Origin of the sequence: Flavobacterium sp. (assembly GCF_043722275.1) — a bacterium.
Lineage (GTDB): Bacteria > Bacteroidota > Bacteroidia > Flavobacteriales > Flavobacteriaceae > Flavobacterium.
In genome coordinates, this window is sequence record NZ_JAYSPC010000063.1 from 103,085 (window position 1) to 130,075 (window position 26,991).

Annotated in this window: 22 protein-coding genes; 5 read left to right on the forward strand and 17 right to left on the reverse strand. The window is 32.6% G+C overall.

Features of this window, described 5'->3' with window-relative positions:
- Positions 1-202: 202 nt before the first annotated feature.
- The 5 genes from ACHZDT_RS08875 to ACHZDT_RS08895 all read right to left on the reverse strand — a co-directional run bounded on the left by ACHZDT_RS08875 (position 203) and on the right by ACHZDT_RS08895 (position 5,533).
- Positions 203-1,147 carry a bestrophin family protein gene (locus ACHZDT_RS08875; protein ID WP_394774269.1) on the reverse strand — a complete coding sequence of 315 codons (945 nt, stop codon included), beginning with the start codon at positions 1,145-1,147 and terminating at the stop codon, positions 203-205.
- Between the two features lie 49 nt (positions 1,148-1,196).
- Complete coding sequence (locus ACHZDT_RS08880) at positions 1,197-1,919, reverse strand: universal stress protein (protein WP_394774270.1); 723 nt, start codon at positions 1,917-1,919, stop codon at positions 1,197-1,199.
- Positions 1,920-1,996: 77 nt separating this feature from the next.
- Positions 1,997-3,400, reverse strand: a complete 1,404-nt coding sequence (locus ACHZDT_RS08885) for an ATP-binding protein (RefSeq protein WP_394774271.1) — start codon at positions 3,398-3,400, stop codon at positions 1,997-1,999.
- A 1-nt stretch (position 3,401) separates the two neighbouring features.
- Positions 3,402-4,076: a response regulator transcription factor gene (locus ACHZDT_RS08890; RefSeq protein WP_394774272.1), complete on the reverse strand. Its 675-nt coding sequence runs from the start codon at positions 4,074-4,076 to the stop codon at positions 3,402-3,404.
- 191 nt (positions 4,077-4,267) lie between these two features.
- On the reverse strand, positions 4,268-5,533 hold the full coding sequence (locus tag ACHZDT_RS08895; protein ID WP_394774273.1) for a BamA/TamA family outer membrane protein: 1,266 nt from the start codon (positions 5,531-5,533) through the stop codon (positions 4,268-4,270).
- 301 nt (positions 5,534-5,834) lie between these two features.
- On the opposite strand from ACHZDT_RS08895, the gene ACHZDT_RS08900 reads away from it, so the two are divergent.
- A complete protein-coding gene (locus ACHZDT_RS08900) occupies positions 5,835-6,413 on the forward strand; it encodes a pentapeptide repeat-containing protein (RefSeq protein ID WP_394774275.1) in 579 nt (192 codons plus the stop codon).
- Between the two features lie 14 nt (positions 6,414-6,427).
- Here ACHZDT_RS08900 and ACHZDT_RS08905 read toward each other — a convergent pair whose 3' ends face one another.
- The 6 genes from ACHZDT_RS08905 to glyA all read right to left on the reverse strand — a co-directional run bounded on the left by ACHZDT_RS08905 (position 6,428) and on the right by glyA (position 11,223).
- Positions 6,428-6,745, reverse strand: a complete 318-nt coding sequence (locus tag ACHZDT_RS08905; RefSeq protein ID WP_394774276.1) for a nucleotidyltransferase domain-containing protein — start codon at positions 6,743-6,745, stop codon at positions 6,428-6,430.
- A gap of 3 nt (positions 6,746-6,748) precedes the next feature.
- Positions 6,749-7,222: a nucleotidyltransferase substrate binding protein gene (locus tag ACHZDT_RS08910; RefSeq protein ID WP_394774277.1), complete on the reverse strand. Its 474-nt coding sequence runs from the start codon at positions 7,220-7,222 to the stop codon at positions 6,749-6,751.
- Between the two features lie 81 nt (positions 7,223-7,303).
- Complete coding sequence (locus ACHZDT_RS08915) at positions 7,304-7,801, reverse strand: GNAT family N-acetyltransferase (protein ID WP_394774278.1); 498 nt, start codon at positions 7,799-7,801, stop codon at positions 7,304-7,306.
- A 21-nt stretch (positions 7,802-7,822) separates the two neighbouring features.
- Positions 7,823-8,863, reverse strand: a complete 1,041-nt coding sequence (locus tag ACHZDT_RS08920) for a GMP reductase (RefSeq protein WP_394774279.1) — start codon at positions 8,861-8,863, stop codon at positions 7,823-7,825.
- A gap of 345 nt (positions 8,864-9,208) precedes the next feature.
- Complete coding sequence (locus ACHZDT_RS08925) at positions 9,209-9,802, reverse strand: tRNA-(ms[2]io[6]A)-hydroxylase (protein ID WP_394774280.1); 594 nt, start codon at positions 9,800-9,802, stop codon at positions 9,209-9,211.
- A 146-nt stretch (positions 9,803-9,948) separates the two neighbouring features.
- Complete coding sequence (gene glyA / locus ACHZDT_RS08930) at positions 9,949-11,223, reverse strand: serine hydroxymethyltransferase (RefSeq protein ID WP_394774281.1); 1,275 nt, start codon at positions 11,221-11,223, stop codon at positions 9,949-9,951.
- Between the two features lie 108 nt (positions 11,224-11,331).
- Here glyA and fahA point away from each other — a divergent pair, with 108 nt between their 5' ends.
- On the forward strand, positions 11,332-12,615 hold the full coding sequence (gene fahA / locus ACHZDT_RS08935; RefSeq protein ID WP_394774282.1) for a fumarylacetoacetase: 1,284 nt from the start codon (positions 11,332-11,334) through the stop codon (positions 12,613-12,615).
- Positions 12,616-12,884: 269 nt separating this feature from the next.
- Here fahA and ACHZDT_RS08940 read toward each other — a convergent pair whose 3' ends face one another.
- The gene (locus ACHZDT_RS08940) at positions 12,885-13,925 is read right to left on the reverse strand and encodes an agmatine/peptidylarginine deiminase (RefSeq protein WP_394774283.1); all 1,041 of its coding nucleotides are present in this window, start codon (positions 13,923-13,925) and stop codon (positions 12,885-12,887) included.
- Positions 13,926-14,110: 185 nt separating this feature from the next.
- On the opposite strand from ACHZDT_RS08940, the gene ACHZDT_RS08945 reads away from it, so the two are divergent.
- Positions 14,111-15,634, forward strand: coding sequence for a choice-of-anchor I family protein (locus ACHZDT_RS08945; RefSeq protein ID WP_394774284.1), 1,524 nt, complete (start codon positions 14,111-14,113; stop codon positions 15,632-15,634).
- A 221-nt stretch (positions 15,635-15,855) separates the two neighbouring features.
- Positions 15,856-17,124, forward strand: coding sequence for an OmpA family protein (locus tag ACHZDT_RS08950; RefSeq protein ID WP_394774285.1), 1,269 nt, complete (start codon positions 15,856-15,858; stop codon positions 17,122-17,124).
- A gap of 131 nt (positions 17,125-17,255) precedes the next feature.
- On the opposite strand, the gene ACHZDT_RS08955 is transcribed toward ACHZDT_RS08950, so the two are convergent.
- From ACHZDT_RS08955 to clpB, 5 genes are all read right to left on the reverse strand, one after another.
- A complete protein-coding gene (locus ACHZDT_RS08955) occupies positions 17,256-18,143 on the reverse strand; it encodes a carbon-nitrogen hydrolase (protein WP_394774286.1) in 888 nt (295 codons plus the stop codon).
- Positions 18,144-18,226: 83 nt separating this feature from the next.
- On the reverse strand, positions 18,227-21,523 hold the full coding sequence (locus ACHZDT_RS08960) for a YCF48-related protein (RefSeq protein WP_394774287.1): 3,297 nt from the start codon (positions 21,521-21,523) through the stop codon (positions 18,227-18,229).
- A gap of 218 nt (positions 21,524-21,741) precedes the next feature.
- Positions 21,742-22,152, reverse strand: coding sequence for a hypothetical protein (locus ACHZDT_RS08965; RefSeq protein WP_394774288.1), 411 nt, complete (start codon positions 22,150-22,152; stop codon positions 21,742-21,744).
- A 333-nt stretch (positions 22,153-22,485) separates the two neighbouring features.
- Positions 22,486-23,373, reverse strand: coding sequence for a DUF808 domain-containing protein (locus tag ACHZDT_RS08970; RefSeq protein ID WP_394774289.1), 888 nt, complete (start codon positions 23,371-23,373; stop codon positions 22,486-22,488).
- Positions 23,374-23,783: 410 nt separating this feature from the next.
- Positions 23,784-26,387, reverse strand: a complete 2,604-nt coding sequence (clpB, locus tag ACHZDT_RS08975) for an ATP-dependent chaperone ClpB (RefSeq protein WP_394774290.1) — start codon at positions 26,385-26,387, stop codon at positions 23,784-23,786.
- 204 nt (positions 26,388-26,591) lie between these two features.
- Between clpB and ytxJ the strand changes: the two genes are divergently transcribed.
- Positions 26,592-26,981, forward strand: coding sequence for a bacillithiol system redox-active protein YtxJ (gene ytxJ / locus ACHZDT_RS08980; protein ID WP_394774291.1), 390 nt, complete (start codon positions 26,592-26,594; stop codon positions 26,979-26,981).
- The last annotated feature ends 10 nt before the right edge of the window (positions 26,982-26,991 follow it).

Here is a 26,991-nt window from a genome sequence, read left to right on the forward strand (position 1 = left end):
GACGCAAGGAGAAATCACACAAGAAACTCTACAAAGATTGGCGCCTTTCTGAGCGGAGTTACGTGTGTGATTTCTCCTTGCGTCGAAATGACAAAAAAATATCCGTTTGATAATTACACTTGATGTATTCATAAAAAAAGCCAGACAACAGTTTTTATACATGTTGTCCGGCTAAACAAATTGAAACCAAAATCAATTTTAATTATAAAACATAATAAGCATTATCTATTTTTTTAGCTTCGGGTTTAAGGTCAAATTCCTTAATAATATCAAATTCACTTTGATACTCGTTTAACATTTGCATCAGGTTCTTTTCGATTGTATTCGAAATTGTTGTAACCGGTGTATCTGTTGGTCGGTTTTCGAAAGGATCCTGTAAATGGATTGCCATTCTTTCGATCAAAAAGAACATTCCTCCAATAATAGTAATCAATGGAATAGCAAACCAGCTTAATAAACTAACTAATCCAAAAGGCAATAATAAAATAAACAAACACAATGTCATTCTAATATACATGCTATATGTTGTTGGAAAAATAGTATTTTTTATACGCTCGCATTTTCCCATTGCATCACATAATCGCGACAATGTATTGTCAATTTCTACTTGTTGATACGTGTTAAGTTTTTTGTCTTTTCTGGCAATTCTTAAATCTCTTGCGTGAAGCAATAATATTGCATTTGGAACATTTTGATGATTTTTTACAAAATTCAGTTCTTCTTCACTAATAAACTCTTTGATTGGTTTTACGGCATCTTTATTACGCAACGCCTGACCTAAGCTATAACACCATGCAATTTGTCTTTTTGTAAAATTTTCTTTGAACTCATTTGCTTCTACTGTAAACTCCGGATCTTTATAAAAGGTTAACATTTGCCTTACTAAAGTTCTGGACTCATTTACAATTGATCCCCAAATAATTCGTGCTTCCCACCATCTGTCATATGCCTGATTTGACTTAAAAGCCAGTAATAGTGAGATAATTGTTCCTACCATTGTTGGTATTGCAATTGGAATATCAACGGCAACGCTGATAAAATAATGATGAAAAATTTCAAACAAAATCGTATAAGTCAATACAAGACCTAATTCTACTTTAATTTTTCCGAGAACGTACTTCATTGGTATTCTTTTCTTTAATAACATATTTTCGGTTTTAAATTAAACATATATATTTTTTAGAAGTTATTTGGTTTTATGCCAATTCTTCGTATAATGACAAAACCGGAAGTCCTAGTTTGTCGTTTACATTTTCTTTTTTAGTTTTCATGAATTTGATTTTTTCTCCTTTACGGGTTTCAACTAACAAATCGATATCGTATTTTGAAATTGCTTCTGATAAATAAGGTGCGAATTTTTCGTAGTCATCATCAAAATTAGAGGTCTGACTTACAATTTCGAATGAAAAATTATCATTCAAAAATTGCTGAACATCCTTTACATGCATATTGGCGCGAGCGTTTTCGATGTAAAGTGCTTTATTGAAATCTTCTTTGTATTTTTCTGTTCCTAAATGTAAAATTGGACATTTTTGATTTCCTGCCAATTGTATCAGATATTGATGAATTCGCTTTGTTTCCTGTTTATAAGAGTTCGTTAAAACAATTAATTTTACTGAGAAAACATCTATAATGCGTTTAAAAACAGGAGATGAAAGTCCGTACTGGTTGTGTACTTTTATTTTGCAGTTTGGTGCGTGGTCTATAATGTAGCGACAAGTTTCAAGTACTTCTTCCTGACTTGCGGTAAGCCCTGTACGCATTTCGCGCAAATATCCTGATGATGAAAAAGTATCTGGAGCATCTGAAACCATCATTAAAATGATTTCACAACCTGATGATTTTGCCTGATCTACTGCTGACTTTACAGCACAAATAGTATCATCTTTTAAAGTCGTAGGTATTAGGAAATTTTTCATATGTATAATCGTTGAGTTTATACATACAAAATAAGTCCTGCAAAATTAGAAGGGTCTTAATTTAAAATTAGAATTTTCTAAGATTCAACATTAGAATTTTTAATGTTGTTTTTCCTGATTTTTGATTTATTGAAAACGATGGTTACAATTGTTCCCTTATTTTGTTCTGATTGAACTTGTATTTCGCCATCGTGCATGCGAATAATTTTAGACGCTAAAGGAAGTCCTAAACCATAACCTATATATTTGGTTGCAATTTTTCCTCTAAAAAATGGTTCATACAAATGCGGAATATCTTCGGGCGGAATTCCTATACCGATATCATTGATAGCAATTTTAATCGATTCCTGGTTGGCAGTAAGCGTTACAAAAACTTCATTATTATCAGAATATTTTACTCCGTTTGTAACAATATTATTGATAGCAAGCTCTAAAAGCGGTTTATTACACGGAATTAATAGCAAATTAGAATCTTGGGGAGCAAAATTAAATTTCATGCTCACACGATTGTCAGGATAAATTTTATCAAGATCAGATTTTACGTCCATTAATAATTCGTCGATTCTGGCAATATCCAATACTTGTTTTTTACCGTCGTAACCCGTTTGTGTCAGTTTTAGTAAACTTTCGGTCAGGTTTCCTAATTTAGAAGCCTGATTGTAAATATTTCCTAAAGATTCTACATATTCTGAAACGTCTCTTTCTTTAAGAAGCATAATTTCAGACTCGGCAATAATGGTTGTAATTGGCGTTTTTAATTCGTGTGAAGCATTGTTTATAAAATTCGCCTGAATTTCAAATGAGGTTTCCAAACGATCCAGCATATCATTAAATGTTTCGGTAAGATCCGAAATTTCATCTGAGTTTTTAACTTCCGGTAATCTGTTATGAAGGTTTGAAGCACTAATTCTATTTACTTCTTTAGTAATTCTTGCAACAGGATTAATAACACGTTTCGCCAGAAAACGTCCTAAAAAGAAGGCTAAAAGGATGAATCCGAAGCCTCCAAAAACTAATATTTTTGCAATAAAAATGGTTGTGGTTTTTCCTCGTCGGTCTCTTGCGCCAACTATTACAATGTATTTTTGATTGTTTTCCTTGAAAACCTGTCCTAAATAATATTTGCTGTTTACTTCAAAATAGTCTTCTCCGGTTTTTAAAACATTGGTATAAAACTCGTTTGGTAAATTTAATTTGGTATTATAATCAAAACTATTGGCGCTGTTTATTTTTAGAACAAATTCTTCTTCCTCAATAAGTTCTTCAAGTCCGTTCTTTTTTAATTCACTATAATATTTACTTTTTTCAGGATCGTTTTGAAAATGAATCGAAGCCACAATTTTAGCTCTGTCCTCTAATCGCTTTAAAAAATGATAGCGGTTATTTTCCCGAAACAAAACAAAAACAACAATACACAATAGTAAAGTACTAAAGGTGGAAAGTGCTACATAAGTAAATGTGATTCTTTTTCTGATATCCATTTTATGGTTTTATAACATAACCTAAACCTTTCATGGTATGAATGAGTTTGGTAGCAAAAGGTTTATCTATTTTTTTTCGTAAATAAGTGATATAAACATCTACAACATTTGTATTCATATCAAAATTAATATCCCAGACATTGTCTAAAATTTGATCTCTGGAAACAATTCTTCCACTGTTTTTAGCTAAATAATACAATAATTTAAACTCTTTGGCGGTTAAAATTATGGATTCACCGTCTCTTTTTACTGATTTAGCACGTGCATTTATCTCTAAATCGCCAACTATTATGGTGTCAATTTTTTCGGTTTCCTGATGTGCTCTTCTGTGCAAAGCATTTACTCTGGCATCAAGTTCTCCAAATTTAAATGGTTTAACCAGATAATCATCAGCGCCGGCGTTGAGTCCGGTTACAATATTTTCTGAAGTTCCAAGGGCTGTTAAAAGCAAAACGGGAATAAAATTTTTACTGGCACGCAAACGTCTGCAAATTTCTATTCCGTTAATATCCGGCAACATAACATCTAAAATCACAACATCAAAATTATAATTATGAAGCATTTCAAGCGCCGTTGTGCCATCCATGGCGACACTAACTTCGTTATTATTTTCGGCAAATCCTTTACGCAAAATGGATAAAAGATTTGGTTCGTCTTCGACTATCAGTAATTTCATTTTGATTCATGTATGTATAACAAAAATAAGGATTGAGTTTAAAAATAAAAATCACAATACTTATAAATTATGATTTAATTATGAACAATAGCTTTTCGTAACCACAAAAAAAGCATTCACGATAATGAATGCTTTTGTATTTTAAAGAATGATTTATGGGGATAAAAAAGACTAATTTTTAAGATTAAAACTCAAAAAGATTCTCCTGCATTTAAGTAAAATCCTTTCGAATTATTTCCCCAGGCATAATCAACAATTAGATTGGTACGTGTTTTTTTGTCGATTAAAATTCGCAAACCAATTCCTGCTGCAGGCTGAACTGAGTTAAAAAGTGGTATTTTATTATCGACATTACTTGCTGTTACAAAATTGGTAAAAACGGTTCCGCTTATCATTTGATCGCAGGTTATTGGGAATCTGAATTCGGTTGAAAGGTAAATTAATCCATTACCTCTAAATAATCCCTGCGTATATCCTTCTCCGCTCCTGCTGCGCTGATCCCAACCTATTGCGGGTAAATTTAAATACGGAACTTTTCCTCGTGTTACAAATTGCCCGTACGTCCAGATGGCTAAAATATATCTTTTATCCTTGCTTGAAACGGGTATAAAATGGCGATATTCTGCATACAAAACATTGCTGTAATCCTGATTATTAAATAAAACAGGATTAAAACGATAGTTGATATTAGCAAACCATCCGCGGGTTGCATTTACCTGATTGTCTCTGGAATCGAAAACTAAATTAAGGCTTATGCCATTTAAGAAATATTCTAAATCATTAAATCCATGTTTTTGACTGTAATTATAATGGTACGTATAATTTCCGTTTTCGACATCCAGATTCTTATCTTTTATACTGGAATACCAATCGAGATTTATTCCTCCGCCTACATAAAAATTCTTATACACTTCAAAAGATACAGTTTGATGAAACTTAAAATAATCGTAATCCATAGGTTGCGCGATCGAATCAATACTAAAACCTTCTTTATTGCTATGATTCGGAATTATATTAGTTCCCAAGCCATAATTGGGCTGGGAGAAAATGTACAATCGATAATCTCCACTTAAAAAAATCTTGTTGTTTTTGAGTAAAATACTGTTTTTTACGTTGACCAGTAATTGTTTTTTTGCGGTATATGTTATTCCAAGATTTGCAACAGAATATTTATCTGATTCCTTTTTTCCTTTAAAGGTATATTGCGCAACTCCACCAAAGAAAAATCCTGTTGCGGGTTGAGAACCAATTGCGGGAATAACTAAGAAAAAATTGTTTTTTGTGGGTTTAATAACGTATACGGAATCTTTCTTTTTAAAGATTTCTAAAATTGTTCTTGGCTGACATAATTCAGAAGAAGTATTTTGAACCTGAGCAATTGAATTGACTGAAATAAATAAGACTAACCCTAAGATTTTATAATGATGAAAGTATTTATTTTTTAAAAATCTTATCATTTGAAAGCTTTAATTTCATGAATAACATTCAACGCTTATGTAAATATATACCTTATTTTCAATATTTTACGAAACAAAATTTATGTTGTTTTAAAATTAAACGCTTATTATTAAAAGAGTAAAAAAAGGCATATTGACAAAACCGATTCGAAAAGCTTTTAGATTTCCTTAAAAAACAAAGATTATTCTACATGATTTTTTGTCAAAGATATTTTATAAGGAAAAATTAATCCAATTTAGTAACTAATTAATGCGGCCTAATTATTATCTTTTCGGTCTAAAATAATCATTAAAAATAACATTGAAAAAAGCATCTGAATATTTCCTTGATAAAGAATACAATACTATTACTTACGGTACAGATGATGCTAATTTTAAGGATTTTGAATGTTGTACTTTTAATAATTGTAATTTTTCTGCCTGTACTTTTTTAGCCGTCACTTTTATTGATTGCATTTTTAATGACTGTATTTTTACCGAAGCCAAAATCAATTATGTTGCTTTTAGAACAGCAACTTTTAATCGATGCGAAATTAAAGAAGTAAATTTTGCAATGTGCGATAAACTTATTTTTGAAGTTCATTTTTACGATTGCATGCTGGATTATTCGAAGTTTTACACTCTAAAAATAAAAGGGACAACATTTACGAATTGCAGCCTAATTGCGGTTGATTTTATGGCTACGGATCTTACAAGTGTTATTTTTGATAATTGCGATTTGTATCGCTCAGAATTTGATAAAGCAATCGCTAACAAAGCCGACTTTAAAACAAGTTACAATTATACTATTGATCCATCAAAAACCAAATTAAAGAAAGCGGTTTTCGCTTTGAAAGAGGTGAAAGGTTTGTTGTTTAAGCATGATGTGATTGTGAGTTAGCACATTAACAAAGTTTAATGAATTTTCTCTTTCTTATAAAATTGTTTCCCAACTCTATTGATGTGATCTATCAAATCAGTGTTTTCGATTTTATCAAACATTATTAAGTCAATAAAATTAGGTATATATAACTCTTCTAATTTATTTTCAATCTGTTGCAAAGTTGATAAATCGATGAATTTTCCCTTTATTGCTAAGTCAATATCCGAATTATCCCTGTAATTACCTTTAGCTCTTGAGCCAAATATTATGACTTCATCAATATTAAAGTATTCCTGAAATACTGAATTAATTTTATTGATGTAATCCGAAGGAAGCCCAAAAGAATTCATAAATTACAGTAGATTAGTTTGTTCCCCACTTCTTTTTTCTTCCATCGTCTCTTGAAAATTTAAAAATAATTGAAAATAATCATTAATAATTTTATCAAATATTTCATTTGCAATTTCCTCATTGTAAGTATGAGAAGTTTTATTACGGCTCTGAATCATATCCATCCATATGTCGGCATTTTCAATTATTTGCAATCTAAAAGCTTCCCTGGTTGCATCTCTGGAACCTCCGACTGTTGAGTTACCTTGAAAAAAAGCATAATCCTTCATTACATTCCAAGCTAATTCATGAGTATATTCAAATCTTTGAATTAGTCCTTCTTTTATTAATTCTTCAACAACATATCCTAAATTTTCGGCAACTAATTCATCTTCGTCATTTAAATAATTATGTTTTATATAATTTACAGATTCGTCCAACTTTAATAATGCTTTATTAAAATTAGAGAACCTTTGTTCCCATATTATATCTTCCATATTATTTTTTATACAAAGTTAGTATTTTTTAAATTTAAAGAAACTATAATTCTGTTTTGAAGTTTATGTTCTTATTTACCTTTACAATTTTTTCTGCATTACATAATCTTCCATCAAATAACCATTTCCAATTTCTATATCTACTTCTTCAATAATTTCAAAGCCTATCTTTTTGTAGAAACCTAAAGCCGCATTGAAACGATTTACATTTAATGATAAAGCAGTGGAGTTATTTTTTAAAGCAAATTTTTCAATTTCTTCAATCACTTTTTTACCAATTCCCTTTCCTTGTGTTTCGGGTAAAAGATATATTTTATGGATTTTAGTAATTGCTTCACTTTTATAATTATGCTCGATTCCTATAAATCCTAAAGTAATTTCATTTTCAGAAATCAAATAAAATAATTGCTCTTTTTTATTGTATTGATTGGTTAAAGCTTCATCAGAATAAATCAGATCTAACATATAATCTAATTGTTCTTTTGATAAAATTTCGCCGTAAGTAATTGGCCAGGTTGTATGTGCTATTTCCTGAATTAGTTTTATATCGCTTATAGTTGCTTCTAAAATCGTGATCATATTCTATTTAAAATGCTTTTATTATTTAGTAAAAATTTGATTTTCCTGTTCGCTTACTCTTATAAAGGTAGTTCGTTTAGTAAGTTCTTTCAATCGTGAAGCGCCAACATAGGTACAAGTGCTTCTCAAACCGCCTAAGATATCCAAAACCGTATTAATTACTTTTCCTTTAAACGGAACCTGAACTGTTTTTCCTTCGCTTGCTCTGTATTCTGCAACTCCGCCAACATGTTTGTCCATTGCGGTTGTAGAACTCATTCCGTAAAATTGTTTGAATTTATGACCGTCAATTTCAATCAGTTCTCCTCCGCTTTCAGTATGTCCGGCTAACATTCCGCCTAACATTACAAAGTCTGAACCTGCGCCAAAGGCTTTTGCAACATCTCCCGGAGTACTGCAACCTCCATCGCTTATAATGTGTCCACCAAGACCGTGAGCAGCATCTGCACATTCTATAATTGCCGAAAGTTGCGGATATCCTACGCCTGTTTTTACACGCGTTGTACAAACTGATCCGGGACCAATTCCGACTTTTACAATATCGGCTCCAGCCAATAATAATTCTTCAACCATTTCGCCGGTTACAACATTTCCGGCAATAATGACTTTATCAGGATATTGTTTTCGGGTTTGTTTTAAGAACTGTACAAAATGCTCCGAATATCCGTTTGCAACATCAATACAAATAAATTTTAGCTGTGGATTTGCTGTTATAATTTGTCCAATTTTCTCAAAATCTTCCTTTCCTGTTCCGGTGCTTATGGCAATATAATCGTAGAAATCAGGGCTTACATTTTTTAGGAAATTATTCCATTCTTGTAATGAATAATGTTTATGAATCGCCGTAAAAAGTTTTTCTTTAGCAAGAACTTCTGCCATTTCAAAAGTTCCAACAGTGTCCATGTTTGCTGCCATTATTGGAATTCCTGTCCAATTTGTAGTGCTATGCAAAAATTTAAAATTTTGTTCTAATGAGACTTCAGATCTGCTTTTCAGGGTTGATCGTTTTGGTCTAATCATTACATCTTTAAACCCTAATTTTAAATCAGTTTCTATTCGCATGGTTTTAAATTTTCGTTACTTTCAAATGTACAATTTAGATTGTTGATTTTAGAGTTTAGATTGTTAAAAACTTTGCGAATATTTGAACGCGGATGACGCGGATTCGCTAAAGCGAAGACGCGGATTTTAGGCGGATCTTTTTTTTTTGATTAAAAAAATTGAAACTTTCCAATTGGAGCGCGTTTCGACTTCACTCAACGTGACAAACGTAAAACCTGAAATCTAAGACCTGAAATCTAAGACCTGAAACAAGGAAAACTTGAAACCAAAACTTTCTAATTGGAACGCGTTTCGACTTCGCTCAACGTGACAAACGTAAAACCTAAAACCTGAAACAAAAACTTCTTATCCGTGAATTGTTTCTCCTTTTCCGTAGTTGGTGATGATTGATTCTTCGTAGGCAAGCCATTCTCTCCAGCGTTTTTCAACGTCAATTCCAACTCCGTATTTTCTGGCGTAAGTGATAAAAGTAACATAATGTCCAGCTTCGCTTTCCATTAAATCTCTGTAGAAAACAGCTAATTCTTCGTCCTGAATATTTTCAGATAAAACTTTGAATCGTTCGCAGCTTCTGGCTTCGATCATGGCTGAAAATAATAATCTTTCAACTAAACCTGAAACACGGCTTCCGTCACCGCTTTTCTTCATATATAAATAAAGCTCGTTTACATAATCGTCTTTTCGTTCGCGTCCTAGTTTCAATCCTCTTTTGATGATGATATTGTGAACTTGCTCAAAATGATCGATTTCTTCTTTGGCTAAAGCCAATAAATCTTTAACCAAATCCTGATGTTCTGAGTTATTGGTGATAATCGTAATCGCGTTTGTTGCTGCTTTTTGCTCGCACCAAGCGTGATCTGTTAAGATTTCTTCTAAATTTTTCTCCACAATATTAACCCATCTAGGGTCTGTTGGCAATTGTAATCTTAGTACGCCCATTTTTTTTAAGTCTTAAAGTTAGAAAGTCATAAAGTTGTAAAGTCAAAATTCCTTAAAATAAAAGTCGAAGATCAAAAACTAAAATAGAAATTTACATTCCATTCCAAGACTTTCGACCTTCGACTTTATGACTTTATGACTATTTTTTAGTATACGAAAATCGGTCTTTCGCTCATCATTTCATTTACTTCGTTTGCTACTTCTTCGATAACTGCTTCATTTGTATGATCTGCAAGAACTCTATCGATTAAAGCTACGATTGTTTCCATATCTTCTTCAACTAAACCACGAGTTGTGATTGCAGCTGTTCCTACACGGATTCCTGATGTTACAAATGGTGATTTATCATCAAATGGAACCATATTTTTATTTACTGTGATTTCTGCTTTTACTAATGCGTTTTCTGCTTCTTTACCAGAAATATTTTTATTTCTTAAATCAATAAGCATCATATGATTATCGGTTCCGCCAGAAATAATTTTATAATCTCTTTTTACAAAAGCATCTGCCATAGCATTTGCATTTTTTTGTAATTGCATTGCATAAGTAAAGAACTCATCTTTTAATGCTTCACCAAAAGCTACTGCTTTAGCAGCGATAATGTGCATTAAAGGTCCGCCTTGATTTCCAGGAAAAACAGCAAGATCTAATAAAGATGACATCATTCTGATTTCTCCTTTTGGAGTTTTCAATCCTTGTGGGTTTTCGAAATCTTTCCCCATTAAAATCAAACCTCCGCGTGGTCCGCGTAAAGTTTTGTGTGTTGTTGTAGAAACAATATGACAATGTGGAATTGGATCATTCATCAATCCTTTTGCAATTAATCCTGCAGGGTGAGAAATATCAGCAAATAAGATTGCTCCTACGCTGTCAGCAATTACTCTGAAACGCTCAAAATCCATATCACGAGAATATGCCGACGCTCCTGCGATGATTAATTTTGGCTGTTCTTTTGTTGCAATTTCCTGAATTTTATCATAATCTAAACGTCCGGTTTCAGCATCTACTCCGTAAAAAACAGGTTTGTATAAACGTCCTGAAAAGTTCACCGGAGAACCGTGAGTTAAGTGACCACCGTGAGATAAATCGAAACCTAATATAGTATCACCAGGATTTAAACAAGCGTGGTAAACTGCTGTATTTGCTTGAGATCCTGAGTGTGGCTGCACGTTTGCGTATTCAGCACCAAATAATTCTTTGGCTCTGTCAATTGCAATTTGCTCAATAACGTCAACTACTTCGCAACCGCCGTAGTATCTTTTGCCAGGATATCCCTCAGCATATTTATTAGTTAAAACAGAACCGGCTGCTTCCATTACTTCATCACTTACAAAATTCTCAGAAGCGATAAGTTCTAATCCGTGAATTTGTCTGTCTTGTTCCTCTAGTATAAGGTCAAAAATTTGTTCGTCGCGTTGCATTTTTTCGTTTTTCGTTAATTTCCTGCAAAAATACAAAAAAACGTTTGTCAAACTGTTAGATTATGATATATTTGACATAGAATTTTTCAACAAATAATTAACATTCACATGCCAATAACCGCTAACGATACCAAAAGAAAATCATGGTTAGAAGTGCCAGAAAATAGCGACTTCCCTATTCAAAATATTCCTTTCGGTGTATTTCTTACTAAAGAAAATGTCGTTACTGTAGGAACACGAATTGGCGATTACGCTATAGATTTAGGGGCTTTACAACAATTAAACTATTTTGCAGGAATAGATTTAACAGATGATATGTTCATGCAGGATACGCTTAATGATTTTATTTCTGATGGAAAAAAAACATGGCGTTTAGTTCGAAATCGTATCGCCGAAATTTTCGACGAAGTTAATCCTCAACTACGAGATTCAACAAAAGATCGAGATATTGTTATTTTTCAAATCGATGATGTAGAAATGCAATTACCTGTGTTAATAGGTGATTATACTGACTTTTACTCCAGTAAAGAGCATGCAACGAACGTAGGGAAAATGTTCCGCGATCCTGAAAATGCTTTATTGCCTAACTGGTTACATATACCTGTAGGATATCACGGAAGAAGTTCTACTATTGTTCCGTCCGGAATTCCGGTTCACAGACCAATGGGACAAACTTTACCAAATGGGGAAAAATATCCCGTTTTTGGTCCGTCACGTTTAGTAGATTTCGAATTGGAAACGGCTTTTATTACAACTGACGTTAATATAATGGGAGAAAATATCCCAACTTACGAAGCCGAAGATTATATTTTTGGGATGGTTTTACTAAATGACTGGAGCGCGCGCGATATCCAGAAATGGGAATATGTGCCTCTTGGACCATTTTTAGCTAAAAACTTTGCCACTTCAATTTCTCCGTGGATTGTAACTATGGATGCACTAGAACCTTTTAGAACTAAAGGTCCAAAACAAGATCCGTCACCGCTTCCTTATTTACAAACTAAAGGAAAAAAAGCTTTTGATATTCATCTTGAAGTTTCGATTAAACCTGAAGATCAGGAAGAAACTATTGTTTCTAAATCAAACTTTAAATATTTGTACTGGTCAATGAGTCAGCAATTAGCACATCATACTTCAAACGGATGTCGTATAAATTCTGGTGATATGATGGGTTCTGGAACGATTTCTGGTCCAACTCCTGATAGTTTTGGTTCTATGTTAGAATTGACTTGGGGTGGACAAAATCCAATTAAATTAAAGGATGGAAGCGAACGTAAATTTATCGAAGATAATGATACGGTTATCATCAGAGGTTTCTGTGAAAATGCTGAAGTCAGACTTGGTTTTGGAGAGGTTTGCAGTCAATTGTTACCGCCTTTTATCAGACCATGAAGAGAAGCTAGAATAAATTAATCCTTAATTGTTAATTTATATATAATACAAAACCTTGTTAGTTGTCTAACAAGGTTTTTTTATTTTTTTCCACAGATTAAAAATGATTTATTCTCATTTTTTGTCATTTCGACGAAGGAGAAATCACATCCAGTACAGACGTCCAGTTCGTCAATTTTTGGATGTGATTTCTCCCTTAGGTCGAAGATGACAAACTTTGGCATTAAACCCGACAGGTTTTAAAAACCTGTCGGGTTTACGAGATTATTTTAAGCTGGAATCTGTTGGCTCAAACAATGTAAAGTTCCAAATCCCCAAATAAAATCGATACAACTTATTCCGATTACTTCTCTGTCCGGAAAACATTCTGAAAGTATATTTAAAGCTACTCTATCGTTGCTGTCATTAAAAGTTGGAACTAAAACACAATTGTTCAGAATTAAGAAATTAGCATAACTAGCCGGTAATCTTAAAGTTTCAAAATCAACACGTTTTGGCATTGGCAATGCTACAATATTTGGCGATTTTCCATCTTCTAACTTTGCGTTTTGTAAACGTTTCAAATTGTCTTGTAATGGTTTATAATTAGCATCATTTTTATCAGTTTCTATAATAGTTACGATTGTATCTTCATTAATGAATCTACATAAATCGTCGATATGTCCGTGAGTATCATCGCCTTCAATTCCGTCTCCAAGCCAAATTACATTTGTAACTCCAAGATATTCCTTGAAAACAGCTTCGTAATCTTCTTTGGTGAAGTTTTTATTTCGAACCTGAATTGAAGGATGCATTAAACATTCTTCAGAGGTTAATAAAGTTCCTCTTCCGTTTACATCAATTGCTCCGCCTTCTACAATTACAGGTTTTCCTTTATATAGGACTTGTGTTAACGGAACATCAATAAAATCGGCAATTTTACCCGGAACAAATTTATCTAACTGATAGTTTTTATATTTTGCCCAACCATTAAAATTGAAGTTTAATGCTTCTCTTTCTGAACCATTTTTTACAATAATTGGTCCTGAATCGCGCATCCAGCTTCTGTTTGTTTTATGAATGATGAAAGAAACGTTCGCGATATTTACGCGTGCTTTTTCTAGCATTTCGGCTACTTTTTCTTTTAGTTTTTCATCGGCTACGACCAAAAAAACGGTTTCAAAAGTGGCTACTTTTTTAATAAATTCTACAAAAGCCCATTGAACGGCGTCATATTTTCCCGGCCAGTCGTTGCCATTATGCGGAAAACATAATACAATTCCCTGTTGTTTTTCCCATTCTGCTGGAAATCTTCTATTATTTGTTGACATAAAGAGGTTCTAAATTTGAAAGTGCACAAAGATAAACATTCGGAAGGATTTTAAAAAATACATCTAAAATCAAATTAAAGCTAAGCCAAAAAATCTAATAAAATTTAAGTTAAAGATTAAATAATACCTTCTTAATATACGCCGAAGTTCTGCTAATTACTTTTGGCAAAACTAAAACTATCAAAATGAAAAAACTAAGTATTTCATTATTAGCAGCTTTATCTATTATGATAAGTTGTAATAATGATGAAAATTCAAACAACACAGAACCTGAAGTTGTTGTTAATGAAAATCCGGGAACTTTTAAGGAAATTGGTTCTATCACTATTGGTGGTGAAGGTGCAGCTGAAATTACAGCTTACGACGAAAAAACAAAAAAGCTTTTTACGGTAAATAATAGCGGAACAAACCAGATTGATGTTATTGATTTATCTGATCCGACAAAACCAACTAAAATTGGTAAAATTGATTTGACTCCATATGAAGGTGCATCAAATAGTGTGGCGGTTTATGATGGAAAACTTGCTGTGGCTTTAGAATCAACTGTAAATAAACAAGGAAACGGAAAAGTTGTAGTTTTTAATACTGCTGATTATAGCTTGATTAAACAAATAACCGTTGGCGCTTTGCCGGATATGGTGACTTTTTCGCCTGACGGAAAATATATTATGACGGCTAATGAAGGTGAACCAAATACTGATTATTCGCAAGATCCAAACGGAACAATTTCTATTATCGAAGTAACTAATAATTACAATGTTACAACTTTAGATTTTGCTTCTTTGAGCGGTCAGACTGCGGCTTTACAAAAAGATGGTTTTAGAATTTCGAAATTTGCAAAAAGTTTTGCGCAGGATATCGAGCCTGAATATGTGACTATTTCTGATGATTCTAAAACGGCTTGGGTGACTTTACAGGAAAATAATGGTGTTGCAAAGGTTGATTTGACTTCTAAAACTATTACGGCGATTTATCCTTTAGGTTTTAAAGATTTCAATACTGCCGAAAATGCTATTGATGTAAGCGATAAAGATGATAAAATTGCTTTTAATCCGTGGAAGGTAAAAGGTATGTTTATGCCTGACGGAATTAGTCATTTTTCTGCCAATAATGTTCCTTATTTTGTTACTGCAAATGAAGGTGATTCGAGAGAATACGCAGCTTATTCGGATATAAAAAGGATGAAGGATATGAAGCTTGACGCAACTGTTTTTCCTGATGCTGCGACTTTAAAACTGGAAACTAATTTGGGAAGACTGAATCTGATCGCTGATATGGGCGATACTGATGGTGATGGCGATCTTGATGAAATGGTAGCTTTTGGTGCGCGTTCTTTCTCGATTTGGAACGGAAATACAGGAAAAATTGTTTATGACAGTAAAAATGATGCTGACAAAAAAACAAATGAACTTGGAACTTATGATGACAAACGCAGCGATGATAAAGGCTCAGAACCCGAAGCTGTGGTCGCGGTTAAGATGGGAAGTCAGAATATTCTGTTTGTTGGCTTAGAAAGATCAGATGCTTTTATGACTTATGATGTAACAAATCCTGCCTCGCCTCAATATTTGCAAACTGTAAAAACGGGCGACGCTCCGGAAGGAATTTTATTTATTCCGGCTTCTAAAAGTCCAACTAAAAGAAGTTTGTTAGTGGTTAGTAGTGAGGGAGATGGAACAATAAAAATCTTTCAGCCGGACTTAAAATAACTTCCAGATTGACTAATTTCAAAAACGGGCTAAATATGAATTTAGTCCGTTTTTTTGTCCCAATATTTTGATTATGTTAACTTATTTACATAAATAAAACCCAAAAGATGGGAATTATGTAAGAGCAGATACAACGCATTTTAAAACTCGTCGTATAATTTTGCTCCAGAGTTTAAAAGTAGAACTCTTAATAATCACATTAAATTAAAAATTTGGATATCATGAAAAAGAAATTAGCTTCAGTATCGCTTTTATTATTAACATTCGCTGCAGGTGCACAAAACATGGCAACAACAACAGCTCAAACTACAATTGAAAAACCTGCTTATAATAAATGGTCTATTGAATTAAATGGTGGATTAAACAAGCCACTTAGAACAATAACTCCTGGTTACTCTACTGAATCTCTTAGTCCGTTTCACGCAGATTTAGGTGCAAGATATATGTTTAATCCTAAATTTGGTTTGAAATTAGATGTTGGATATGATCAATTTCAGGAACGCAATGACACTCCTGAATTCGAAAGCAAATATTACAGAGCAAGTTTACAAGGGGTAATTAACCTTGGTAGAGCTTTAAACTTTGAAACATGGACTAACACATTTGGTTTATTAGCACATGGTGGTTTTGGTGTTTCTCAATTAAGTTCTGATGACGGTTTTGACGGTAAAGATTACATGGCTCATGGAATTGCTGGTTTAACAGGTCAAATCAGATTAAGTAATAGAGTTGCTTTAACTGGAGATCTTACCGGTATTGTGAACGGAAGACAAAATCATAACTTTGATGGTCAAGGAACTACAAGTACTGGTTCATTAGATGGTGTTTTATTAAATGCGTCTGTTGGTTTGACTTTTTACTTAGGTAAAAACACGAAACATGCTGACTGGTATTCTGAAGAAAATGAAAGATTAAATAAATTAGAAGACAGAGTTACAACTATTGAAACTAATTTAATTGATACTGATAAAGATGGTGTTGCTGATCTATATGATTTAGAACCTAATACTGTTTCTGGAGTTGCTGTAAATACTAAAGGACAATCTATTGATAATAATCAAAATGGTGTTCCGGATGAATTAGAAAGCTACTTAGATAAAACTTATGTTAAAAAAGGTGGAGAAACTGCTGCAACAAACAATACTGTTGAAGAATTGATTAACGGTGGATATGTGAATGTATATTTTGACTTTAACTCTTCAAAACCAACAAATGCTTCTTTATCAGGTGTTGATTTCTTAGTGAAATACTTGAAAAATAATCCTGGTAAATCTGCAGATATCATTGGATATTCTGACGAAATTGGAAGCTCTGCTTACAATACTGAATTATCAAGAAAAAGAGCTGAAGCTGTGAAAAAAGTAGCTGAAAATGCTGGAATCGATGCTTCAAGATTGAATGTAATTGCGAACGGTGAAGATACTTCTGTGAATAAAAATTCTAAAGAAGCGCGTCAAATCGTAAGAAGAGTTACTTTTCAGGTGAAATAATCTTATTATATATTTTTAAAAATCCGCTTCAGAAATTCTGAAGCGGATTTTTGTTTTATAAAATGCAGGAATAAAATAAAAAAAGGACGAAATTTATATTTCGTCCTTTTTTTATTTATAAATTAACTGAATTAGTCAATGGCTCTTTTTGTAATATCTCCAAAAGCATCGATTCTTCTGTCTCTGAAAAACGGCCAGTTCTGACGTACATTTTCCTGAAGATCTAAATCTACTTCGGCAATTAGAATTTCTTCCTGATCGTGAGATGCCTGAGCTAAAATTTCACCTTGTGGTCCTGCAATAAATGATGCTCCCCAAAACTGAATTCCTTCGGTTCCTTCAATATATTGTTCTAAACCAATTCTGTTTGCAGCGGCAACAAAAACTCCGTTTGCAACGGCGTGACCTTTCATTACGTTCATCCACGCACCGTATTGGTTTTCACCGTATTGCTCTTTTTCTTTTGGATGCCATCCAATTGCTGTTGGATAAAATAATACTTCAGCACCTTTTAATGCTGTGATACGCGCTGCTTCCGGATACCATTGATCCCAGCAAATTAATGTTCCAATTTTTCCTTTTTTAGTTTCAATTGCTTTAAAGCCTAAATCACCCGGTGTGAAATAGAATTTTTCGTAGAAATGAGGATCGTCCGGAATATGCATTTTACGGTATAAACCTGCTTCTGTTCCATCTGTATCAATAATATAAGCGCTATTGTGGTAAATCCCTGCCATTCTTTTTTCGAAGAATGGAACTATAATTACTACGCCCAATTCTTTTGCCAATGCACTAAATGCAATAAACGAAGTGCTGTAAAGTGGTTCTGCTAATGCAAAATTATCTACATCTTCGCTTTGGCAAAAATAATGGCTGCTATATAATTCTGGTAATAAAATAACTTCTGCTCCTTTGTTGGCGGCATCTTTTACCCAGCTGATGCATTTTTTAAGATTATTTTCGGCAACGTCATTTAGGTTTAACTGAACAACGGCGATTTTATATTTTCTTTTCGGCATGACATAAAATTTAGAGTGCAAAAATAGTAAATTTTAAAAGGATTTTAGAAAATCTATTTTAGATTTTATCTTACACAAAATTTTTATTTAACTATGACCTTTTTATTAATGACTGAATTATCATCCATTATTATTTTAAGATAATATATGCCTGTAGATTTTCCTGAAAGATCAATTTTCTTTAAATATTGTGTTTTCAGGTCATTCCTGTAATTAAAAACTTTTCCTAATTCATCACTAACAATAATTGAAATGATATTTTTATTATCAGGCAAATCAATATTCACAACTCCGCTGGTTGGGTTTGGATATAAAATGACTTTATTTTTTAAATCAGATATTTCAACTCCTAAAGCTTGTGTACTAAATGATACTATATCTGAATATACAATTGTATTGTTTCCATCTAAACCTTTTAGTCGGTAATAATATGTTTCTCCTTTTAAAGGATTATCTAAATCCGCACTAAATGTGTTGGTTCCATATCCGAATGCATAATTAGGATTAGTTTTAATACTTGAACCTAAACTTGGAGTTGTACCGTATTCAAATTCAATATCCACTAAATATCCACTTGTAGTATTTATATATCCAGTTAATTTAAGTGAATTACCATTATCAATTGCATTTCCTGCCTTTAAAAATATTTGTTGTGACGTATTTAGTATACCTTCTTTACTATAGATAACATTTACTCCATTCAAGGCTTTTAATCTGTAGAAATATATTTTACCAGGATCTAAATTAGCCAACGAGGTTGATACGAATCTTGCAGAACCAGCAGAAACCAAAGCTACGTTTGCAGCAATACTATTGTCATAATTTAGAACTCCGTACTCAAAAACCATATTGGTTATGTCCTTACTATTTGCAATTACATAAGCGGATAATGTTGCATTATTCCCTACAATATCAGCATTATATAAGTTTATTTCGTACTCTAATGGCGTTACAAAATTACTAATTTCACTATATATTTCTTTGGTTTCATACTTTGCCCTAATCCTTACATAATAAATAGTTTTAGGCTTTAAATCAGATAAAGAACTGATTATGTTCTCGGTTGTATTTCCTTTAACAATACTATTATAATTGATAACGCTATAATTTGAAAAATTTTGTTGAGTACAATATTGAAATTCAACATCAGTAATATCATATTTATAAGAAGTTAAGCTTGCATTTATTTGTGCTTTATCTGCTAAAATAGTATTGATGTTATTTATTTGCAGCAAATAATCTTCCTTTGTTCTAAAAGCATTCATTTCACTATAGTAAGGAACATTATCACGCATTGCAACAATTCTGTAATAGTAAGTTGAATCAGGATCAAGATCTGATATTGGGAAAGAAAAGTCTAACGACTCGTCAGCATTTATCTTGTTTGTTGAAATATCCACTGTATGTATAACCGCAGAATTGAAATATTCAAGACGGGCACTATCAAAATAATCTTTATTTACACTTACGTTACCGGATAAAACTGCGCTGCGGCTCAAAATATTTTCTGCCGGATTTAGTTCTAAATTGAATGGTTGAAAATCTATTTCACTTTTTAATATTTTACCATTTGCTCCTGATAAATAAATATCTTTCTCAAAAATTGTAATGCTATTGGTAAAAAAACCAGATGGTAAATTAAATATGTTTTTCCAGCTACTGCCTCCATTTTCTGTTTTATATAGTATACCATCTTCATCAAAAAGATAACCCACATTTTTAGAATAAAACTTAATAAAGGTATAATATTCATAAGGAATTGAAAGTTTTTTCCAATCTGTTCCTCCATTGTTTGTTTTAAAGATCAAACCATTAGAACCTACAAGATAGCCATTGTCTTTATCCAGAAAATCTATTGATTTTATCTCTTCCTGAGCTGTAAACATGACAGTCCAATTAGTTCCTCCATCAATTGTTTTATAGATTTTTTTATCATAATTATTATGTGCATAACCTATATTTTCATTTAGAAATTGCATTTGAGGAAAGCTATAACTTGAAAGTTTTACCCAACTATTTCCGCCATCTGTGGTTTTTACTACTTGTGGCTGATTAAAACCTCCGGAAATTACAATCGTATTTTCAGAAATAAGTGATATTGAATTAATTCCTTCACTAGTAACATAATTTCCTTTATTCAATATGTTCCAGGTTACTCCTCCATCTATTGTTTTAAAAATATAACCTCCATATGAGGCACTAGTTGCAGCGTATCCTACATTTTCATTTACAAACTTAAATGTAGATACTGAGTGATATCTATCATAGTTTATGGAACCTACAACATTCCAGGTTGCACCTGAATCATTTGTTTTAAAAAATGAATTTCCAACCTGAGCAAAACCTTTTTCTTTTGTTACAAATTGTAATTCACTGATAGCATCGTAAGTGGGAGAATTTTCTATCCAGGTTTTACCACCATCAATTGTTTTTATAATTCTGCCTCTTGCCCCTGTCGCAAATCCTTTATTACTATCTAAAAAGTGTATGCCGTAAATATGAGTAAAATCATAAAGTCCATCCTGAAATCCTGCCGAAGTCCAAGTTATACCACCATTTTGTGTTTTATAAATTACCCCATATTCTCCTGCCGCATAACCTACATTTTCATCTAAAAATGAAAATGCAAATATGGCATTAGTAATCGTAGTCATTTCTGTCCAGGTTTCCCCTCCATCAATTGTTTTATAAAGGTAACTATGTTCACGAGTTGCAAAACCTACATTTTGATTTACAAAGTAAACAGTAAAAAAATCAGACGGAGTTACATTAGAAGTCATCGTGGCATACCAGGTAACTCCCCCATCAACTGTCTTTAACATTTTACCATTATTACATGCTGCATGCCCGATTAATGGTGTCGTAAAAAAAGATTTGTTGACGTTAGCATTAGGAATATTAAAACTTGTCCAGGTAGTTCCTCCATCTAAGGTCTTAATTATACTATTTGCGCTTGAAATAATTATGGTTGTTTCGTTAACTATATTTACTGTATTAAAGTCTACTATAAAACCTAAGTTTACTTGTGTCCATGAAGTACCAGAATCAAGTGATTTTAATATATAACCATTGTTTCCAACGATATAACCTATATTATTATAAAATTTTAAATCATTACCGCTATAAATATCCTGCTTCTTTTTCCAGCTGAAACCAGAATCTGAAGTCTCCAATATTTCATTATCGTTTATTATATATCCGGTATTTTCAGATACAAATTTAATTTCCTTACCCGTTTTATATGAAGGTGTCGGATTTAATAATTTCCAATTATTCTGAGAAATTATAATTGGCGTGAAACAAAAAAAGGAAAAAAATGCTATTATGCAGATGTGTAAAGTTCTTATCATAAGTGGTGAAATGGTTAATATATTTCTCAAAAATAAACAATTAAAATATAACAAACCTATTTTTAAATTAACCTATTTTTTCATACAAATAACAAACTTCAACCTTTAGAATATAATCTAATTAGCTTAAAGATTTTCATTTTATTATTATAACCAAAAGTTAATCATAATAAAAACCATCTTACAAATTTCATAAATCGAAATTTGCAAAATGGTTTCTTACCTAAACTTATCAATCAATAACCTGATTATTCAATAACTACTTTTGTTGTAATAAATTCAGTTTCTGATTTTTTGAATTTGATTTCAAAAGTTCCTTTTGTTGCTGACTTAAATTTATAAACTGTTTTTTTAGGATCCGGAACTTGTTGTGTACAAACTTCTGATGGATATTTTGCCTCTACTTGTAAACCTTTTACTGCTCCAATTGTTGTTTCGCTAATTTTACTAAATTCTCCACATGCATTATCTACAATAAAAGTCACATCATAACTCAATTCATCATTTACTTTTCCAGTTGCAGGACCTTTTACTTCTGTTACCAGCGCCACTTTTGTAGTTGGATTTGTAACAGGTTTATCATCGTCGTTGCTACATGAAATTAATACTGTTGCCAAAAATAATACTACAAAAACTGATTTAAATCTAAAATTTTTCATATGAAATAATAATTAATTGTTAATTACTATGAAGATGTAAATGTATTGCTTTGGTTGCTTTGAGAAATTGTTAAATAATTCATCTAAATGATTAAGCATTTGTAAATCAAAAACTTATTATGATAAAAAAAATTACGCTATAACAGTTATTTCTTATAAAATAAAATTTCTAAACTAGCCGCGATGGAAACGGCATCCTTTTTATTCGCTTTTTTGCGGATTAAAAGATATAGTTGACAGCGGGACAAATCGTGTTTTGAAAATGATTGTTTTGCTCCAAAAAAAAACACCAATCTTTCAATTAGTGTTTTATACTTTATATTTATTAAGTTTTTAAGCTTGTTTTTTCTTTGAAAATATCTTTTTGAACAGGTTTACAAATGCCAAAACGATAAACCCTAATAGTAAACCAATTACGAACTCTTTTATAATGGAAGGGATATTAATTTTAGGTACTAAATGATGGAAAAACGGAATATAATGTACAAATATTCCTCCGGCAACTAAAAGTAATGCGATTGTACCAATAATGGTTAATCCTTTGATGACTAATGGAAGCGCTTGCACAAGTAGGTTTCCGATTTTTTTGAGTAAACTATTATCTTTTTTACCAAGTTGAATTAGTTTAAGCCCTACTTCGTCCATTCTGACAATTACTGCTACAATACCGTAAACGCCAATAGTGGCAATTAATGCAATGATTGAAGTTACAATAATTTGCTGAAGAAGAGGCTCACTAATTACTGTTCCCAAAGCAATTATTACTATTTCTACAGATAAAATAAAATCTGTTACAATGGCTGATTTTACTTTTCCTTTTTCAGCTTCGAGAATTTCTTCTTCAGTTAAGATTTCATCTGTTATTCCTGCCGATTCTTCGTGGCTGTGCGGAAATATATATTCGTATATTTTTTCGGCTCCTTCGTAGGCTAAAAATAATCCTCCAAGTACTAAAATTACAATTATGGCAGTGGGTAAAAATGCGCTTAATAAAAATGCAATTGGCAAAATGATTATTTTATTAAGTAGCGATCCTTTACTGATTGCCCACAATACCGGAAGTTCTCTTGATGATGCAAATCCTGACGCTTTCTCTGCATTTACTGCCAAATCATCGCCCAAAATTCCAGCTGTTTTTTTTGCTGCAATTTTGCTCATTACTGCAACATCATCCATTATTGCTGCGATATCATCTAATAATACAAAAAAACCTGATGCCATTATACTTATTTATTTTAAAAAACTTCGTAATTAACTGGCTTTGAGTGTCCAATTTAATTAATCTGTTTTATTATTTATGAGCGCTAATCTAAGACTTTTTTATTGATTTTTTTATCTAAAAAAATTAACTGCACTGCCCTAAAAGTACCCAGATAATTATAAAAACGAAGATGGTTCCAAAACATCCTCCGCCTAATTTTTTCGCTCCGTAACCTGCTAATAATCCTCTAAAAATATTATTCATAGTGTTTTTGTTTTTTGTTTATATTGTTATGTAAAGTTGACAATTTAATGTGCAACAATTTTTATATGACTTTTAAAAAAAGTTTCATGATTTACGGATTGGACTTTTACAAAAAAAGCACCAGCCTTTCAACTGGTGCTTTCTCTCTCAAAAAAATAAAACCAAATTATTCTACGGTTTGTGTTTGATTTCTAAAAACCAACTGACCGTCAAAAGCATCTAATAAAATAATGCTGTCTGTTGTTATCTTTCCTGCCAAAATTTCTTTCGACAACTGATTCAGTACTTCTCTTTGAACTACTCGTTTTACCGGTCTTGCTCCAAACTGCGGGTCGTAACCTTTATCAGATAAATATTTAATAGCTTCCGGCGTTGCATCCATTGCAATACCTTGTAATGCAAGCATTTTTGTAACGCTCTTAAGCTGTAAACTAACAATTTTAGAAATATTCTCTATCGTTAAGGGCGTAAACATTACAATTTCGTCGATACGGTTTATAAATTCCGGACGAACCGTTTGTTTCAGCAATCCTAAAACTTCGGTTTTTGCCGCTTCTGTTGCCGCTTCAACACTTCCTTTTAGGTTTTCAAACTTGTCTTGTATAATCTGACTTCCCATATTAGATGTCATGATGATAATTGTGTTTTTAAAATCAGCAAGTCGACCTTTATTATCTGTCAAACGACCTTCATCAAGAACCTGCAATAAAATATTGAAGGTATCAGGATGGGCTTTTTCAATCTCATCTAATAAAATTACAGAATACGGCTTTCTACGAACAGCTTCGGTCAATTGACCACCTTCGTCATAACCAACATATCCCGGAGGCGCACCAACTAAACGGCTCACGCTGTGACGTTCCTGATATTCACTCATATCTATACGAGTCATAGAATTTTCATCATCAAAAAGATATTCGGCTAAAGCCTTTGCTAATTCTGTTTTACCAACTCCTGTAGTTCCTAAAAATAGAAATGTTCCAACTGGCTTTTTCATGTCCTGCAGACCTGCGCGGCTTCTGCGAACGGCATCACTTACGGCTTCGATCGCTTCTTCCTGGCCTACAACACGTTTGTGCAATTCGTCTTCAAGATGCAAAAGTTTTTCACGTTCTGTCTGAAGCATTTTCATTACAGGAATTCCTGTCCATTTTGCCACAACTTCTGCAATATCTTCACGTGTAACTTCTTCTTTTATTAATGAAGTACCTAATTGATATTCCTGCAATTGTTTTTGCAAAACATCAAGGCGTTCTTGCGCTTCTTTTATTTTTCCGTAACGAATTTCCGCTACTTTTCCGTAATCTCCATCACGTTCTGCGCGTTCTGCTTCGTATTTAAAATCTTCAATTTCTAATTTAACAGCCTGGATTCCGTCAACAACATCTTTTTCCGATTTCCATTTTGCATAGATTTCATTGCGTTCTTCTTTTAAGTTCGCCAAATCCATGCGAAGGATTTTCAGTTTGCTTTCTTCTTTTTCACGTTTGATCGCTTCAATTTCAATTTCCAATTGCATGATTTTACGATCCAAAACATCTAATTCTTCTGGTTTTGAATTGATTTCCATACGCAGTTTTGAAGCTGCTTCATCCATCAAATCGATCGCTTTATCCGGTAAAAAACGATTCGTAATATAACGTTGCGAAAGTTCTACTGCTGCAATAATTGCCTCATCTTTAATTTGAACTTTATGATGCGTTTCGTACTTTTCCTTGATTCCGCGTAAAATCGAGATGGCACTTTCCGTATCGGGTTCATCGATTAATACTTTTTGAAAACGACGTTCCAGGGCTTTATCTTTTTCAAAATATTTTTGATATTCATCTAAAGTTGTTGCGCCAATCGCTCTTAACTCACCACGAGCCAAAGCCGGTTTCAGGATATTAGCCGCATCCATTGCGCCTTCTCCTCCACCTGCGCCTACAAGTGTATGAATTTCATCTATAAATAAAACAATATCACCTTCGGCAGCTGTAACTTCTTTTACAACTGATTTTAAACGTTCTTCAAATTCTCCTTTGAATTTAGCGCCGGCAATCAACGCTCCCATATCTAGGGAGAAAACGATTTTATCTTTTAAATTATCCGGCACATCGCCATCAACAATTCTATGTGCTAAACCTTCGGCAATGGCGGTTTTACCAACTCCTGGTTCTCCCACTAACATTGGGTTATTTTTTGTTCTTCGTGTTAAAATTTGTAATACACGACGAATTTCTTCATCACGACCAATAACAGGATCCAATTTTCCGTTTCGTGCTAATTCGTTTAGGTTTTTAGCATATTTATTTAACGAATTGTAGTTTTCTTCTGCCGAAGATGATGTGACTCTTTCTCCTTTTCGAAGTTCTTCAATTGCTGCTTTTAACCCTTTTCCGGTAACGCCCTGATCTTTTAAAATTTGGGAAACTTTACTTTTTGAATCGAAAATTGCTAAAATTAAATGTTCAATTGAAACATATTCATCGTTCATTTTCTGAGCAATAATCTCCGCTTCGTTCAACGCTTTGTTTGCATCTCTGGAAAGTAAAATATCTCCTCCGGAAACTTTTGGAAAACTTTGAATAGTTGAATCTAATATTTGTAAAAACAACGGAACATTTACATTTAGTTTTTTCAAAATAAACGGCGCAACATTTTCATCTACTTCAAAAATAGCTTTAAAAATGTGTTCGTTTTCTATTTGCTGTTGTCCGTTTCGTTGCGCCAATTGCTGTGATAGCTGAATGGCTTCCTGCGACTTAATTGTGAATTTATTTATGTTCATATGTGTTTGATTTGATTGATTTTACTTATAAATGCGATACCATTAAAATTACAATTTATTGGATTAAATTTTTAAGTTTAAATGATATAACTTTGTTTCAGATTAGTCAAAACATATTCCATAGTAAAAATAAAGACAAAATGACATTAAAAATCAGTTTTTAACTCATTTTAAGCGTCAAAAAGTCACAAAACAAGTCAAATTATGAGTTTTTTAAATTCAATCTTCGGAAGTTCAGAGAATTCAGATTCTCCAAAAAGCAATGTTAATTGGACAGAATTAACAGATATTATTCAATTAAATGAAATTGAAGCCATTTCGAAAGAAAAACCGGTTGTCATTTTTAAACACAGCACCAGATGTAGTATTAGCCGAATGGCTTTGAAACAATTTGAGCGTGAATATGATTTAAATGAAACGGTTGATGCCTATTTTTTAGATCTTATTGAGCACAGAGATATTTCTAACGGAATCGCCAGTAAATTTGGTGTATACCATGAATCTCCACAATTAATTTTAATCAAAAACGGAAAAGCGGTTTATGATGTTTCACACAGCGATATTGATGCTGTGGCTTTGAAAGAAAAAGTATAAAGTTTTTTGC

What these genes read in the sequence shown, in the direction of transcription:
- ACHZDT_RS08970 (WP_394774289.1), bottom strand. Translation starts at nt 23,373, where the DNA reads ATGGCATCAGGTTTTTTTGTATTATTAGATGATATCGCAGCAATAATG.
- ytxJ (WP_394774291.1), top strand. Translation starts at nt 26,592, where the DNA reads ATGAGTTTTTTAAATTCAATCTTCGGAAGTTCAGAGAATTCAGATTCT.
- glyA (WP_394774281.1), bottom strand. Translation starts at nt 11,223, where the DNA reads ATGCAACGCGACGAACAAATTTTTGACCTTATACTAGAGGAACAAGAC.
- ACHZDT_RS08925 (WP_394774280.1), bottom strand. Translation starts at nt 9,802, where the DNA reads ATGGGCGTACTAAGATTACAATTGCCAACAGACCCTAGATGGGTTAAT.
- fahA (WP_394774282.1), top strand. Translation starts at nt 11,332, where the DNA reads ATGCCAATAACCGCTAACGATACCAAAAGAAAATCATGGTTAGAAGTG.
- ACHZDT_RS08880 (WP_394774270.1), bottom strand. Translation starts at nt 1,919, where the DNA reads ATGAAAAATTTCCTAATACCTACGACTTTAAAAGATGATACTATTTGT.
- ACHZDT_RS08905 (WP_394774276.1), bottom strand. Translation starts at nt 6,745, where the DNA reads ATGAATTCTTTTGGGCTTCCTTCGGATTACATCAATAAAATTAATTCA.
- ACHZDT_RS08945 (WP_394774284.1), top strand. Translation starts at nt 14,111, where the DNA reads ATGAAAAAACTAAGTATTTCATTATTAGCAGCTTTATCTATTATGATA.
- ACHZDT_RS08875 (WP_394774269.1), bottom strand. Translation starts at nt 1,147, where the DNA reads ATGTTATTAAAGAAAAGAATACCAATGAAGTACGTTCTCGGAAAAATT.
- ACHZDT_RS08915 (WP_394774278.1), bottom strand. Translation starts at nt 7,801, where the DNA reads ATGATCACGATTTTAGAAGCAACTATAAGCGATATAAAACTAATTCAG.
- ACHZDT_RS08950 (WP_394774285.1), top strand. Translation starts at nt 15,856, where the DNA reads ATGAAAAAGAAATTAGCTTCAGTATCGCTTTTATTATTAACATTCGCT.
- ACHZDT_RS08885 (WP_394774271.1), bottom strand. Translation starts at nt 3,400, where the DNA reads ATGGATATCAGAAAAAGAATCACATTTACTTATGTAGCACTTTCCACC.
- ACHZDT_RS08955 (WP_394774286.1), bottom strand. Translation starts at nt 18,143, where the DNA reads ATGCCGAAAAGAAAATATAAAATCGCCGTTGTTCAGTTAAACCTAAAT.
- ACHZDT_RS08910 (WP_394774277.1), bottom strand. Translation starts at nt 7,222, where the DNA reads ATGGAAGATATAATATGGGAACAAAGGTTCTCTAATTTTAATAAAGCA.
- ACHZDT_RS08920 (WP_394774279.1), bottom strand. Translation starts at nt 8,863, where the DNA reads ATGCGAATAGAAACTGATTTAAAATTAGGGTTTAAAGATGTAATGATT.
- ACHZDT_RS08895 (WP_394774273.1), bottom strand. Translation starts at nt 5,533, where the DNA reads ATGATAAGATTTTTAAAAAATAAATACTTTCATCATTATAAAATCTTA.
- clpB (WP_394774290.1), bottom strand. Translation starts at nt 26,387, where the DNA reads ATGAACATAAATAAATTCACAATTAAGTCGCAGGAAGCCATTCAGCTA.
- ACHZDT_RS08965 (WP_394774288.1), bottom strand. Translation starts at nt 22,152, where the DNA reads ATGAAAAATTTTAGATTTAAATCAGTTTTTGTAGTATTATTTTTGGCA.
- ACHZDT_RS08940 (WP_394774283.1), bottom strand. Translation starts at nt 13,925, where the DNA reads ATGTCAACAAATAATAGAAGATTTCCAGCAGAATGGGAAAAACAACAG.
- ACHZDT_RS08890 (WP_394774272.1), bottom strand. Translation starts at nt 4,076, where the DNA reads ATGAAATTACTGATAGTCGAAGACGAACCAAATCTTTTATCCATTTTG.